This is a genomic window from Xylanibacter ruminicola (genome assembly GCF_900107775.1).
Classification (GTDB): Bacteria; Bacteroidota; Bacteroidia; order Bacteroidales; family Bacteroidaceae; genus Prevotella; species Prevotella ruminicola_C.
The window spans coordinates 717,215-730,546 of the sequence record NZ_FNRF01000001.1; the positions used below are offsets into that span (position 1 = coordinate 717,215).

Annotated in this window: 10 protein-coding genes and 1 riboswitch; of the genes, 2 read left to right on the forward strand and 8 right to left on the reverse strand. The window is 47.5% G+C overall.

What is annotated here, in order from left to right; all coding sequences use genetic code 11:
- Positions 1 to 17 precede the first annotated feature (17 nt).
- Complete coding sequence (locus BLU97_RS02680; RefSeq protein WP_074760131.1) at positions 18 to 1,052, forward strand: aminotransferase class I/II-fold pyridoxal phosphate-dependent enzyme; 1,035 nt, start codon at positions 18 to 20, stop codon at positions 1,050 to 1,052.
- On the opposite strand, the gene BLU97_RS02685 is transcribed toward BLU97_RS02680, so the two are convergent.
- The 6 genes from BLU97_RS02685 to BLU97_RS02710 form a co-directional block, all read right to left on the reverse strand.
- Positions 1,042 to 2,166 carry an ABC transporter substrate-binding protein gene (locus BLU97_RS02685; protein WP_074760132.1) on the reverse strand — a complete coding sequence of 375 codons (1,125 nt, stop codon included), beginning with the start codon at positions 2,164 to 2,166 and terminating at the stop codon, positions 1,042 to 1,044. The genes BLU97_RS02680 and BLU97_RS02685 overlap by 11 nt on opposite strands.
- A complete protein-coding gene (locus BLU97_RS02690; RefSeq protein WP_081352827.1) occupies positions 2,166 to 2,915 on the reverse strand; it encodes a DUF4465 domain-containing protein in 750 nt (249 codons plus the stop codon). The genes BLU97_RS02685 and BLU97_RS02690 overlap by 1 nt, the downstream gene beginning before the upstream one ends.
- A gap of 31 nt (positions 2,916 to 2,946) precedes the next feature.
- Positions 2,947 to 4,065 carry a hypothetical protein gene (locus tag BLU97_RS02695; RefSeq protein WP_074760134.1) on the reverse strand — a complete coding sequence of 373 codons (1,119 nt, stop codon included), beginning with the start codon at positions 4,063 to 4,065 and terminating at the stop codon, positions 2,947 to 2,949.
- Positions 4,062 to 5,228: a YncE family protein gene (locus BLU97_RS02700; RefSeq protein WP_074760135.1), complete on the reverse strand. Its 1,167-nt coding sequence runs from the start codon at positions 5,226 to 5,228 to the stop codon at positions 4,062 to 4,064. The genes BLU97_RS02695 and BLU97_RS02700 overlap by 4 nt, the downstream gene beginning before the upstream one ends.
- Positions 5,225 to 7,237 (reverse strand): TonB-dependent receptor, encoded by a 2,013-nt coding sequence (locus BLU97_RS02705; protein ID WP_074760395.1) that lies wholly within the window; start codon positions 7,235 to 7,237, stop codon positions 5,225 to 5,227. The genes BLU97_RS02700 and BLU97_RS02705 overlap by 4 nt, the downstream gene beginning before the upstream one ends.
- 43 nt (positions 7,238 to 7,280) lie before the next feature.
- Positions 7,281 to 7,499: riboswitch (cobalamin riboswitch) on the reverse strand.
- 154 nt (positions 7,500 to 7,653) lie between these two features.
- Positions 7,654 to 8,646 carry an LD-carboxypeptidase gene (locus BLU97_RS02710; protein WP_081352829.1) on the reverse strand — a complete coding sequence of 331 codons (993 nt, stop codon included), beginning with the start codon at positions 8,644 to 8,646 and terminating at the stop codon, positions 7,654 to 7,656.
- Between the two features lie 79 nt (positions 8,647 to 8,725).
- On the opposite strand from BLU97_RS02710, the gene mutS reads away from it, so the two are divergent.
- Positions 8,726 to 11,350 (forward strand): DNA mismatch repair protein MutS, encoded by a 2,625-nt coding sequence (gene mutS / locus BLU97_RS02715; RefSeq protein ID WP_074760136.1) that lies wholly within the window; start codon positions 8,726 to 8,728, stop codon positions 11,348 to 11,350.
- A gap of 14 nt (positions 11,351 to 11,364) precedes the next feature.
- On the opposite strand, the gene lgt is transcribed toward mutS, so the two are convergent.
- Together lgt and ychF are read right to left on the reverse strand one after the other, a co-directional pair.
- Positions 11,365 to 12,198, reverse strand: coding sequence for a prolipoprotein diacylglyceryl transferase (gene lgt, locus BLU97_RS02720; protein ID WP_074760137.1), 834 nt, complete (start codon positions 12,196 to 12,198; stop codon positions 11,365 to 11,367).
- On the reverse strand, positions 12,195 to 13,295 hold the full coding sequence (ychF, locus tag BLU97_RS02725) for a redox-regulated ATPase YchF (protein ID WP_074760138.1): 1,101 nt from the start codon (positions 13,293 to 13,295) through the stop codon (positions 12,195 to 12,197). The genes lgt and ychF overlap by 4 nt, the downstream gene beginning before the upstream one ends.
- Positions 13,296 to 13,332 lie beyond the last annotated feature (37 nt).

The following is a 13,332-nucleotide window of genomic DNA, read 5'->3' on the forward strand; positions in this document are numbered from 1 at the left end:
AAATATCTATTAAGCTTATGATATACGGGCACGGTGACGATGTGTTTCGCTATGGCGACAAGGTGAAGATTAATTTTAGCTCGAATGTGTATGGTCAGGCAGACTACACAGAGTTGAAAGAGCACCTGATGCAGCATTTTGATGTGGTGGGCCACTATCCAGAGCCCGATGCTCACACACTGGAATGCCTGCTGGCCAAGAAACTGGGTGTAAAAGAGAACACCGTGATGGTTACCAGCGGCGCTAACGAGGCTATCTATCTGATAGCGCAACTATACAAAGGTTGGTCGTCAATCATTCCACAACCCACATTTAGCGAATACGAGGATGCTTGCCGTATGTTTAGCCACATTATATCGTACGACGTTAAGGACGAGTTTGATGTATTGCCCAAGGACCGTATTTATTGGATTTGTAACCCTAATAACCCAACTGGCAACGTGCTGGTAAAGGGTATGCTGAACCATATCGTCCGAAATCATCCACGCTATCTGTATGTTATCGATCAGTCGTATGCTGATTATACCTTAGCACCTATGCTTGATCCCATGGAGATGACTGATGTGTTTAACCTGATGCTAGTTCATTCGCTCTCCAAGACATTCTGCATACCTGGTCTGCGTTTGGGTTACATAGTGGCTTCACCTATTATTATAGGTAGATTGAAACAGATACGTCAGCCTTGGACGATTAACGCGTTGGCTATTGAGGCAGGCAAATACATGCTTGAGAACAATGTGCAAATGATTCCTGATTTGAGAGCTTATTTGCAGGAAACCATGCGACTGCACGCAAACCTATCGGCTATCGACGGACTGAAGGTGATGAAAACAGATACCAACTTTATGCTGGTATCCATCATTAACAGTACATCGATGGAACTGAAGCGATGGCTGATGGACAACTATGGCATATTGATTCGTGACGCTTCGAACATTCGTGGATTAGACAGCAGTTACTTCCGCGTAACTACGCAACAGCCCGAGGAAAACGACCTGTTGGTAGAAGCTATCACGGCGTATGTAGACCACCTGAATGAGGTTAGCGACTAACCTCTTTAAAATAGCGCATCGAGGCCATTGTATCCAGTTCGGGATGCAGGATATGGATAAAATCGCTCAATAGTCTTTCAGGATGGAAAGGCGACTCCTCGTAGAACAACGAACGTTCTACATCACAACCATAAGCCGTTTGGTTCTTAAACGCTTTAAACTGATTGTAACCATGATGTTCGCTCAGTAGTTCATCATAAGTAATATCGTGATTTCCGCTATATCTGAAAAGCCACACATCAGCATCGCCAGCACGTTCTAAAACCGTTTCGAAAGGCAGTGAGATAGAACCGCTGTGTTCATCGTCGGCCCATGCATATTGGGCGTTGGCATCCCTAATCATCTGGCCAATGGTGCTTTTTCCACCAGGTACATACCACACGCTACCTGTTACCTTATCAACCACTACTGATGGTTTTGTTTTAGCTTTTGCTGCCAATGCCTTAAGCTGGTGGTAGCTGTTATCTACACTCTGGAACAGCATATCGGCACGCTCTTCGCACCCAAACAGCATGCCATAGAAACGCAGCCACTCGGCACGTGCCAAAGGCGAGGCTTCCATATAGTCGGCACATTCTATGATGGGGATGTTAATCTCTTCGAGTTTACCATAGCCACCGCTGTTTTCGAAGGGCGACAAGAAGAGGGCATCAGGATGTTCGTCGATAATTTTCTCGATAACAGGACTCATACCATCGCCCACATCGCTAATCTTGCCTTTGGTAACCTGCTCCTGAATCCAAGGTATTTTTATATACTTCAAGTCGGCCACACCCGATATGCAATTCTGTTTACCAAACTCCATCAGCATAGCGCAATGCACGGTGGTAAACATCACGGCGCGTTTTAATGGTGTGCGTACAATTGTACCGCTGGGAATATGATTGGGAATTTCCTGGTCGGCAGGTATCAGCACATAACGGTGCAGGGTCATACCCTCCTTCCAAGGGTTCTTGATGGTAGCCACTGTATAGCCATCAAACTTCTCGACGCTAATCTGGGTGGCATATTTAAAGGTAACAGCATCGCCCTCAGCTTGCTGAGGTGCGTTTTTCTTCGCACCTCCGCAGGCTGTGAGCAATACTGCTATGATTAATAGTTGAAGGTATCTCATTAATACTCAAACTCGATATCGTCGATACACATATAAGTAGGTGTTGTTACACCATAATCGTTCTTCTTAGTGCTATCCAATACGAAACTCAGGCTGGTAACATTCTCCAGGCTCTTGAAATCGCAGAACTGCCAATCCTTTACATAATCGCCGTCCTTAGCCAGATAAATCTCAACATCCTTGGTTGTTCCATCGGCCAGTGTAGCAGTAACAGTACACTTCAACCAGTCGTCCTTTTCGAATTTACCAGGACTCATACCATCGCCATTCAGGATAGCATCAACAGCCCAAGCCTCGTTGGTGAACCAGAAGCCCTTCAGGGTAACGGCACGACCAAAATCAATTGCCTCGCCAAAGGTATAAACTACACAGAAGTTGTTGCCGCTCTTAGCAGCACCAACAGCGCTATTGAACTGATCGGGAGTCATAGTTTCTTTCGCATAGGTTGTCTCTGTACGCTCAGAGATTGCAAAGCCTGTCCAGCTAGCAAATGATGGTGTGTAGTTTACTGGGAAGGTTACACCCTTTTCCTTATACTGGCAGGCAAAAGCCTCTGCTCCCCAGTTGTCAAACTTTGTACCAGTTTTATCGCCACACCAATAACCATCAGCACCAAGCATTTTGTTCTCGAAAGAAACTGTAGCTTGTTTCTTGCCACCAACAGGATTGTCTTCGTTTGTACATGAAGTGAACGACAATGCGAAACCGCACGCAAGGACTGCAAGTCCGAAAAATTTGTTTGTCTTCATAACTTTTTTGTTTTAAGTGAATAATAAGTGGTTATTTAATAACTAACTTTTTCTTGTTCTGAATATAAACGCCCTTCTTGGTTGGAGTAACCATTCTGCCGTGCAGGTCGTAGAAAGGACTTGATGAAGATGCTTCCTGCTGGATGGCATGAATGCCGCTTAAAGCATTCTCGATGGCTTGGAGCGAGGCATCAAGATGGATATCCTCGGCACCTGCAAACTCTGTAGAGGTTTCGCCCCACCACTCGGGCTGGGGGCATTTCTGATTCAAACCTGTATAAACACGTACAAAGTCGATAAAATCGAGATTTACAGGCTGGCGGTTCTCGTCAACAGCCCACGAGATATCAATGCCACAGCCTTTATAATTATATGAGGTGGCGTCGGCATTATCGCTAAAGTTGGGCAGATTATCGGCATAGCCGTAGCGGAAACCTACTAGCACATAATAATAGGGACTGAACGACTGCTCTACCTGATCAGACAGATTCAGCATATTATCGGGCAGTCGGGTGCCTTTAAAGGTGAGATTATCTGGCAACCACTGGGGGTAATACTCCTGGGTGTGGTAGTGATTGCGATCGATGGTGCCGCTATTGCCTTGGTTGTCTGTCCAGGGAATATCGCCCATGGGATTCTGACGGTAGGTTATCTCGTAGTCATAAATTACCTTGCCTGCGCTATCCACATCGCAGCTGCCGCTGATTTCGTACCAAGGGTCGTCGGGCTTTCCGTTGCCGTTTACATCCTTCGATACCATCACTACGCCAGCTTCGTTCATACCACCAAACACCAGATTCTTCATTTCCTGATAGGCGTTTCCCCATACGGCAAAGTCGCGCTCGCCAGGCAAGTTGGCGATAGAATGGTCGAAGTGGAATGTGATATAACCGCCCCAGCCACCAAGTGCTACCAAATGAGAATCGATAGGACCAAGCCCGGCCAGATTATTGTTACACTTCTTAATCATATCGGCCTCGGTATCGCCTGCTTCGTATTCTGGCACATCGTTTACATACTGTCCTGGGGCTGGGCGATATTCATCTACCGCCTGGATGTATTTGGAGTGCACAGTTACATCGTCCATGCGCTGAGCGTGGATATTATCGATGGTAATTGCGGCTATAAATAGTAACAATATCTTCTTCATTCCTTTGATGTTTTAAATAAAAATGCTGCGTGGGCGGGTATATCGCCTGTGCTTACCTTCCAGTCGAAGGTGCCATCGGGCAGGAAATGCAGCAACTCGCCACTCGATACATAGTTCTTGGCATCCATCAGATAAAAATCGCGATGGATGGGGTTTACAATGATGCCATACGGCATGCGTATCTTGCTAATCTCGGGTGCACTCGACAGACTGGTGCTTAATACCTGATGCGTTTTTACGTTGATGATACCATAGGTGATGGTATTACTCATCGACACTTCGCTCCATTGAGAGCCATAGAAATAGAGCGAATCGCCCACAATACACAGATCGCTTACTGCCTGATCGATGTGTCCGCCAACCTTCATCTGTCCGTTTTCGTCGGGCGCTAGCCACCAGATGCTTGATGCCTCAGTCATATAGTCGCCACGAGCAGTTACCCACAGCTGATTGTACTTATCGGCTTTCAGGTGGTGCAGGTTGGGGGCAACCTCTATCTTGCAGGTTTCTTGCATGGTAGCCATATCTATCACGCTTACTGTACTCTCATACCCATGTCCTGTCATACCTTGATAGCCACCACTGTTGGCCACATAGAGCTGGTTGCCGATAATGGCCATCTCCTCAGGCTGATAGCCTACACTACAAGAGTCAACCTTTTGCAAGGTGAGTGTATCTACCTTATACACGCTACCCAACGGACTGTTGCTCGAAGCATAAACCGTTCCCACATACGATGACACGTAGGCATAGCGATCGTTAAACGTCACGTATCGGCAGTTAGGAATGTTTACCTTACCTATTCTGATAGCCGAATCGGCACGGGCCACCTCAACCTTGTTTGAGCAGTTGATAACCAGCCACAGACGCGAGCCATATATCTGACAGTCGTTACCCACATCGCCCAGCGACATTACAGTACTTGGGTTGCGCTGCGAGTAGATGTTGCGATAATAGTGGGCTGTAGAATCTGACAGGTCGAGATAGTCGAGCGACGACTTGTTCGATCCCATGTTGCCCTCATTCAGCAGATACATACCTATGATATCGCTCTGCTGCGTTTTACCGCCTGGATCGCTTTTCTCCATCGGCACTATCATTACATCCTGGCGACAGGCCGAAAGGAGCAACAGGGTTAATATGTAGTACGCTAGCTGCTTCATATCTCAACGCTTAATGTTAGTGCATAGTTGCGACCAGGCATGGGGTAATTTACGATTACCTCGTAATCCTGCCCTAACAGATTATTCACATCCAAGTGCGCTTTCATCAGCACACTATTTAGTTTCCACCAAACTCCCAGACTCAGGTCGCTGGTGTACCAAGGTTCCATGTGGTTATAGATAATGTTCTCCTGCTCGTCGTAGCGTTCGCCTGCATAGATAAACGAGTAGTTCAGGTTCCAGTTCTTATAGGTAAGACCCAGAATAGCCGAACCTGAGTGCCAGGGGATGTAGGGTATCTGATGCTTGTAATACGAGGTTTCGGCATCGGTAACATCGCGTGCATCCTGATAGGTGTACTGGGCACGAGTGGTAGCTATCAGATCCTTGCCAATCTTGAAATCGGCCTCGGCCTCAACATCAATTCCCTTGATGTGAACCTTGCCTAAGTTTAGCATAGTCCAACGGAACTGCTGCCCCTTGGGGTAAGCCACAATTTTATCGCGTACAGTATTATAATAGGCGTCGAAGTGCATCTCGGCATGGCGAATGATACCATGCTCAAAGTGCTTGTTAAGCGCAAATCCGGCATCGTACTGCAGGGCACTCTCGGGCACCAGGTTAGCATTACCCATATCGGTATAATACAGATCGTTGAAGGTTGGCATGCGGAAACTCTTTTTTACGTAGGCTCGCATGGAGAAGAAAGTGCCGCGGAAGGGATATACGTTAACAAACAGCGCTGGCGTGAGTTTTGAGAGCGAACGACTGGTGTTTAGGCTGGCAAACTCGCCCCCACGGTGGGTTTTGTCGTGGATAAAAGTGGCCAGGATAGAGCCCTGCGCCTTCAGGTGTTTGTAGTCGATAGCTGTAGCTAAGCTTACCAGATTAGAGATGCGTGTGGGGTAAGCAAAGTTATAGATATCAGCATTCAGTTTGTTCCACTTAAAATCGTAAGCCAGCGATGCACTCCAGTTGGGCAATAGTTCCAGCACATTGGCTGTAGAGAGATAGAGCTCCTGCTGTTTGTAACGATTGTCAACAGGCAACTGGGTGGTATCTTTGTTTACATAGTGGGTGTTGTAATAGGCATACTTGGCCAGCCAACGGGTACTGAAACCATCGCCTATGTTCTTATTATAATCGGCTTGTACAAAGGTGTTCAAATCCTGCTGGCGCTCACCACGTCTCCACACATTATTTACGATGGCACCAGGAATGCCTCGTGCTGAGTTATACAGATAACCCTTAAGCTGCCAACTGCCCTGCTCCAATCGGCCAAACAGGTTAGCTTCGATTCGTTCGGCATGTATATCGCCATTCTGTCGCACAGCCGTTGTGTCCCAAGCCGTTTGTCCGTTAGGATACTTGCGCTCGTAATGGAACTTATACTTACCGCTGGCTGTTAAGAAACCGGCACTTACAGACGAGCTGATGGTTGATGACAGTTTCTGCTCCCAAAGGGTGGAAAAGCGGAACATATCGCTCGAACCATACTGGGTTTTAAATCGCAGATGGGTATTCTCGCCTTTCTTGAAGTCAGGTGCTTTGGTACGGATATAGATAGAACCTGCGTTACCAAAGTCGCTGGCGGGTTGGAAGATGGCACTCTTCTGACCATTATAAAGCGTGATATCCTCTACGTTATCAAGCGAGAACTGGCCCAAGTCTATCTGTCCGTTCTGCGCATTGCCTAACTGCACACCATCGTAGCTGATGCCTAAGTGATGCGTACCCATCGAGCGGATGTTTACTGTTTTAATGCCGCCCACGCCGCCATAATCCTTTAGTTGGATACCAGAGAAATAGCGCAACGCATCGGCCACAGAGTGCGTGTTCAGTTGTTCCAGCAGTTCGCCCTTCAGTTTCTGACTGGGCACCACCTCGCGCATGGCTGGCTTCGACACAACAATTATCTCCCGCACATGCTGCACGGAATCTAACTTGCTTTGTGCTGCCGTTGTCATCGCCAACACGCAAGCCATTGCCAATGTGAATGCTCGATTCATCATCATTTTTTCTGCCATCGCCATCTAACCCCAGAGATAGGCAAGCGGCTAAAGTTTCATCGGCAGGTCTTCTGACTTATCGTCTGGCAGCAAACGTCTTCCCAAAAATCTCAGTGACATACATGTTTGCGCCTCATAAAGGACGACTTACAGCAGCGGGAAAGGCCACGGGTAGGTGCCTTTCGGCGGGATTCTGTTCAGGATTCTCACCCGATTCCCTATTAATCTCCCCATTCGGAGAACCGATTACTGCTGCAAAGATACAATAATTATTCTCAAAATAAATAGTTTTACTCAGTTTTTTTGATTTTATGCTCCCCCATACTGTCAAAAGCGCGAAATTTATTCCCAACTTGGGAATGTTTGATTCCCAGCCTGGGAACGTTTCATTCCCAACGTGGGAACAAAATGTTCCACTAATGGGAATTATTGTAATGTAGGACTACCTCATCGGAGGTTACTTCTAATGTGGCTTTGGCGCCTGTAAGGAGGGGGAAGTTTTTTAGGTGGGCGTGACCTACTGGAAAGTTGTAGCATACGGGGATGTGCCAATGCTGTAGGTACTCGTTGAGCAGGGAGTACATGTCGTCGAAACCGTTTTCGGGATGTTTGTATTTGTTGAACTGCCCAACAATAACGGCTTGGATGTGTTTCTGTAAGCCACGAATCTCTATGTTATGCAGCATGCGGTCTACTTTACTCATGCCCTCGTCTGTATCTTCAATAAATAGTATGATTCCATCGATAAACAGCGGATCGAAATCAGAGCCTGCCAGATCGTTGAAAACACTCATATTACCACCAACGATGATGCCTTCGGCCTTACCTGTTATGTTCAAGGGATGGGGAGCAATGCGATAGGTAGGCAGATGACCAGCAAGCATGCCTCGCAAAGCCTGACTCACGGTATCGTTGCCCTCGTAGGTTTTCAATGCATGACACATTGAACCATGAATACCCATTACACCTGCCCTAGCCTGAGCACACAGCAACGCCGTCACATCGCTGAATCCGATAATCATCTTTGGATACTGCTGGAGTGTATCTAATGAGATACGGGAAAGCAGATGGGCAGCTCCATCGCCGCCTCGCGAACACATGATGGCCTTGATGGATGGTGTGCGTAAAGTCCACAGCAAATCGCTAAGTCGCTCATCGATAGTGCCTGCAAAACCATGATAATCGGCCAGTGCATGGGGCGCCACGATGCATGGATAGCCCCACTTCTCTAAGGTTCGTATGCCGCCATTAATGGTGGCGGTATCGGTAGCACTCGAAGGCGAGATTATAGCGATGGTGTCGCCCGAATTTAGGAATTGGGCTGAAAGCGACAGCACCCAGCAAAGCATCAGCGATATGATAACGAGTTTCTTCATCATGGTGGCAAAGATACAAATAAACGGGAACATAACAATTATTTAAGGCTAAAATTTTGCTGTTTGCGAAAAAAGGAGTAACTTTGCAACTCAGATTTAAATTTAGGTAGTTATGGCAAAAACAGCGGGGAAAGAACTAACCCCTATGATGAAACAGTTCTTTGATTTGAAGGCGAAACACCCAGATGCAGTCATGCTTTTCAGGTGTGGCGACTTTTATGAAACCTATTGCGAAGACGCTATTACTGCCTCAAAGATATTAGGTATCACCTTAACACATCGTAGTAACGGTGCTGGTGGCAAAGGCGATGAAATGGCTGGTTTTCCTCATCACGCCTTGGATACCTATCTGCCTAAGCTGATTCGCGCTGGCAAACGTGTGGCCATCTGCGACCAGCTGGAAGACCCCAAACTCACTAAAAAGCTTGTTAAGCGTGGCATTACCGAGTTGGTTACACCTGGTGTGGCCATGAGTGATAACGTGCTGAACTACAAGGAGAACAACTTCCTGGCGGCTATCCATTTTGGTAAGTCGAGTTTTGGTGTGGCTTTTCTTGATATCTCTACAGGTGAGTTTCTGACAGGTGAGGGAACGGCCGATTATGTAGAGAAACTGCTGGGCAACTTTTCGCCCAAAGAGGTGCTTTACGATCGTAATCGCAAACAGGATTTTGAGCGCAACTTTGGTACTAAATACTTTACGTTCCAGTTGGATGATTGGGTGTTTACCGATCAGACTGGTAAGCAGAAACTCTTGCAGCACTTTAACGTAAAGAACCTAAAAGGCTTTGGTGTAGATCATCTGCAGTCGGGAGTTATTGCCGCAGGTGCCATTCTGCAGTATCTCGAGCAAACACAGCACACTCAGATAGGACATATCACCTCTATCTCTCGTATCGAAGAGGATAAGTACGTGCGACTGGATAAGTTCACCATCCGCAGCTTGGAGTTGGTTTTCCCCATGCAAGAGGATGGAAAGTCGCTGCTGGATGTGATTGATAAGACGGTGAGCCCGATGGGAGGACGATTGCTGCGCCGCTGGCTGGTGTTCCCCTTGAAGGATGAAAAGCCCATTAACGAGCGACTGGATGTGGTAGAGTATTACTATCGCGAGCCAGAGTTCCGTGAGTGTATCGACGATCAGATACATCGTATTGGCGACTTGGAGCGTATTATCTCGAAGGCTGCCGTTGGAAGAGTATCGCCTCGCGAGGTGGTGCAGCTCAAGACAGCCCTGCAGGCCATTCAGCCCATTAAAACGGCTTGTTTGTATGCCAAGAACCCAACGCTGAACCGTATTGGCGAACAGCTGAACCTTTGCGAATCGCTACGCGACCGCATTGAAAAGGAGATTCAGAACGATCCTCCACAGTTGGTGGCAAAGGGTGGCGTGATTCGCGACGGTGTGAATGCCGAACTCGACGAGTTGCGTAGCATAGCCTATAGCGGTAAGGATTATCTGCTGAAGATACAGGAGCGTGAGGCTCAGGAAACAGGTATCCAGAGCTTGAAGATTGGCTATAACAACGTGTTTGGCTACTATCTCGAGGTGCGTAATACCTATAAGGAGCAGGTTCCACCTGAGTGGGTTCGTAAGCAGACACTGGCCCAGGCCGAGCGCTATATCACTCAGGAACTGAAGGAGTACGAAGAGAAGATTCTGGGTGCCGAGGATAAGATTCTGTCGTTAGAGGGCAAGCTCTTCAACGATCTGATTATGAGCATGCAGGAGTTTATCCCACAGATTCAGATAAACGCTAATATCATTGCCCGTTTGGACTGCTTGCTCAGCTTTGCTAAGGCAGCTGAGGAGAACAAGTATATCCGTCCCGTTATCGACTCATCTGAAGTAATCGATATCAAACAAGGTCGCCATCCAGTAATTGAGCAGGAACTGCCCCTTGGCGAGTATTATGTGCCCAACGATATATTGTTAGACAACGAACGTCAGCAGATTATCATCATTACTGGACCGAATATGGCTGGTAAATCGGCCTTGCTGCGCCAAACAGCATTGATTGTGCTGCTGGCCCAGATAGGTTGCTTTGTGCCTGCAGAGGCCGCCAGAATCGGTCTGGTGGATAAAATCTTCACCCGTGTAGGTGCCAGCGATAACATCTCGCTGGGCGAATCAACCTTTATGGTAGAGATGACTGAGGCTTCGAACATCCTGAATAACGTGTCATCGCGTTCGCTGGTACTCTTCGACGAGTTAGGTCGAGGCACCAGTACTTACGATGGTATCTCGATAGCATGGGCGATAGTAGAATATCTGCACGAGAATGCCAAAGGTCATCCTCGCACCCTGTTTGCTACCCACTACCACGAGTTGAACGAGATGGAGAAGAATTTTTCGCGCATCAAGAACTATAATGTCAGCGTGAAGGAGGTTGATGGTAAGGTGATCTTCCTGCGTAAACTGGAGCGTGGTGGCTCTGAGCACTCGTTTGGTATCCATGTAGCCGAGATTGCTGGTATGCCTCGCTCCATCGTAAAGCGTGCCAATGTGATACTGAAGCAGCTTGAATCGGATAATGCCCAGGTAGGCACCGTAGGTAAGCCTACTAAGGAGATTGCTGGTTCGCGTGAGGGTATGCAGTTAAGTTTCTTCCAACTTGATGACCCAGTGCTCTGTCAGGTTCGCGACGAGATCTTAGGCCTCGATGTGAATAACCTAACCCCGTTAGAGGCTCTCAATAAACTTAACGACATCAAAAAAATCGTCTCAGGAAAGTGAGACGATTTCTTTTTTTATGCTATTTTCTTGGCTCTTATCATGCAGTAAGCACCTAGGATGATAAAGGGGATACTGAGTATCTGTCCCATATCGATTGGCAATGATGCTTCGAAAGCTTCCTGTATCTCCTTGGTGTACTCGATGAAGAATCGGAAGGTGAAGATATACGTAAGGCAGAAGCCGAAATACCAACCTGTACCAATCTTCTCAGGCTTCTTTTTATGCAGAGTCCACATGATGACAAACAGGATGGCGTAGGCGATAGCCTCGTACAGCTGTCCTGGATGGCGTGGAACGGCATCAACCTTCTCGAAGATGAATGCCCAGGGCACATCGGTAATCTTGCCGATAATCTCTGAATTCATCAGGTTTCCCAAGCGGATAAAACAGGCTGTGGAACCTGTGGCAATCGCGATGTTATCGAGCACCGTCCAGATGCTCAGTTTTGTCTTGCGTACATACATCCAGAGGGCAATCATCAAGCCTAATGTTCCGCCATGTGAGGCCAAGCCTGCATAGCCTATCACTTTCCAGCCGCCTTCGGGCAGGAATCGGATAGGCAGAATCATCTCTATCAGTCCTTTGCTTGAGGTAAGGAAATAATCGGGCTCGTAGAATAGGCAATGGCCCAGACGAGCACCAATTAGGATGCCGAAGAAGCAGTAGATTGCGAGCGGGTCGAAATATTCGTCCTTAATCTTCTGTTCCTTGTAGAGGCGCTGAACCAAGAGGTAGGCCAGAACCAATCCGATGACCCACATCAGTCCGTACCAGCGAACTGAAATAGGTCCCAAGTGGAACGCTTCGATGTCGGGCTGCCAAACGATATAATTGAGAAGATTCATCATACGTTAAAGCGGAAATGCATAATATCGCCATCCTGTACTACATACTCCTTACCCTCTACGGCTAACTTACCAGCCTCGCGTACAGCTGCCTCAGAGCCATACTGGATATAGTCGTCGTATTTGATTACCTCGGCACGGATAAAGCCCTTTTCAAAGTCGGTATGGATCACACCAGCACATTGTGGAGCCTTCCAGCCCTTCTTGTAGGTCCAAGCCTTCACCTCCATCTCACCAGCGGTGATAAAGGTTTCGAGGTTCAGCAGCGCATAAGCTTTCTTAATCAGGCGGTTTACACCGCTCTCTTCCAAGCCCAGCTCTTCCAAGAACATCTGCTTGTCCTCGTAGCTCTCCAGCTCAGCGATATCCTCTTCGGTCTTAGCGGCAATAACCATGGTTTCTGCGCCCTCTTCCTTAGCCAGCTCTTCAACCTTCTTGGTAAAGGCATTTCCTGATTTTGCATCAGTTTCACCTACGTTACAAACGTAAAGCACAGGCTTTGAGGTAAGCAGGAACAGATTGCGAGCGCAATCCTGCTCGTCCTTGCTTTCGAACTCTACGATACGGGCATTCTTACCCTGCTCAAGCACCTCTTTATAAGCGTGCAGTACAGTAGCCTCGATCTTTGCGTCCTTATTACCAGCAGCTGCGGCCTTCTCGGTCTTAGCCAAGCGGCTCTCGATAGTCTCAAGGTCCTTCAGCTGAAGCTCTGTATCGATAATCTCCTTATCGCGGATGGGGTCGATAGAGCCATCAACGTGAGTGATATTCTCGTCCTCGAAACAACGCAGCACGTGGATGATTGCATCGGTTTCGCGGATATTTCCAAGGAATTTATTGCCTAATCCTTCGCCCTTAGAGGCGCCTTTTACGAGACCAGCAATATCTACAATCTCGCAGGTAGCAGGAACGATACGTCCTGGGTGAACCAATTCAGCGAGTTTGGTCAGTCTTTCATCAGGTACAGTGATTACACCCACATTGGGTTCGATTGTACAAAAAGGGAAGTTTGCTGCCTGAGCTTTGGCACTCGACAGACAATTAAACAAGGTAGACTTGCCCACATTTGGCAGTCCTACAATACCACATTTTAATGCCATTTTCTTCTATAAACGTTTATTTCGGGTGCAAAGGTAC

Coding starts and splice junctions, on each gene's coding strand:
- lgt (WP_074760137.1), bottom strand. CDS start 12,198: ATGATGAATCTTCTCAATTATATCGTTTGGCAGCCCGACATCGAAGCG.
- mutS (WP_074760136.1), top strand. CDS start 8,726: ATGGCAAAAACAGCGGGGAAAGAACTAACCCCTATGATGAAACAGTTC.
- BLU97_RS02710 (WP_081352829.1), bottom strand. CDS start 8,646: ATGTTCCCGTTTATTTGTATCTTTGCCACCATGATGAAGAAACTCGTT.
- BLU97_RS02705 (WP_074760395.1), bottom strand. CDS start 7,237: ATGAATCGAGCATTCACATTGGCAATGGCTTGCGTGTTGGCGATGACA.
- BLU97_RS02700 (WP_074760135.1), bottom strand. CDS start 5,228: ATGAAGCAGCTAGCGTACTACATATTAACCCTGTTGCTCCTTTCGGCC.
- ychF (WP_074760138.1), bottom strand. CDS start 13,295: ATGGCATTAAAATGTGGTATTGTAGGACTGCCAAATGTGGGCAAGTCT.
- BLU97_RS02685 (WP_074760132.1), bottom strand. CDS start 2,166: ATGAGATACCTTCAACTATTAATCATAGCAGTATTGCTCACAGCCTGC.
- BLU97_RS02695 (WP_074760134.1), bottom strand. CDS start 4,065: ATGAAGAAGATATTGTTACTATTTATAGCCGCAATTACCATCGATAAT.
- BLU97_RS02690 (WP_081352827.1), bottom strand. CDS start 2,915: ATGAAGACAAACAAATTTTTCGGACTTGCAGTCCTTGCGTGCGGTTTC.
- BLU97_RS02680 (WP_074760131.1), top strand. CDS start 18: ATGATATACGGGCACGGTGACGATGTGTTTCGCTATGGCGACAAGGTG.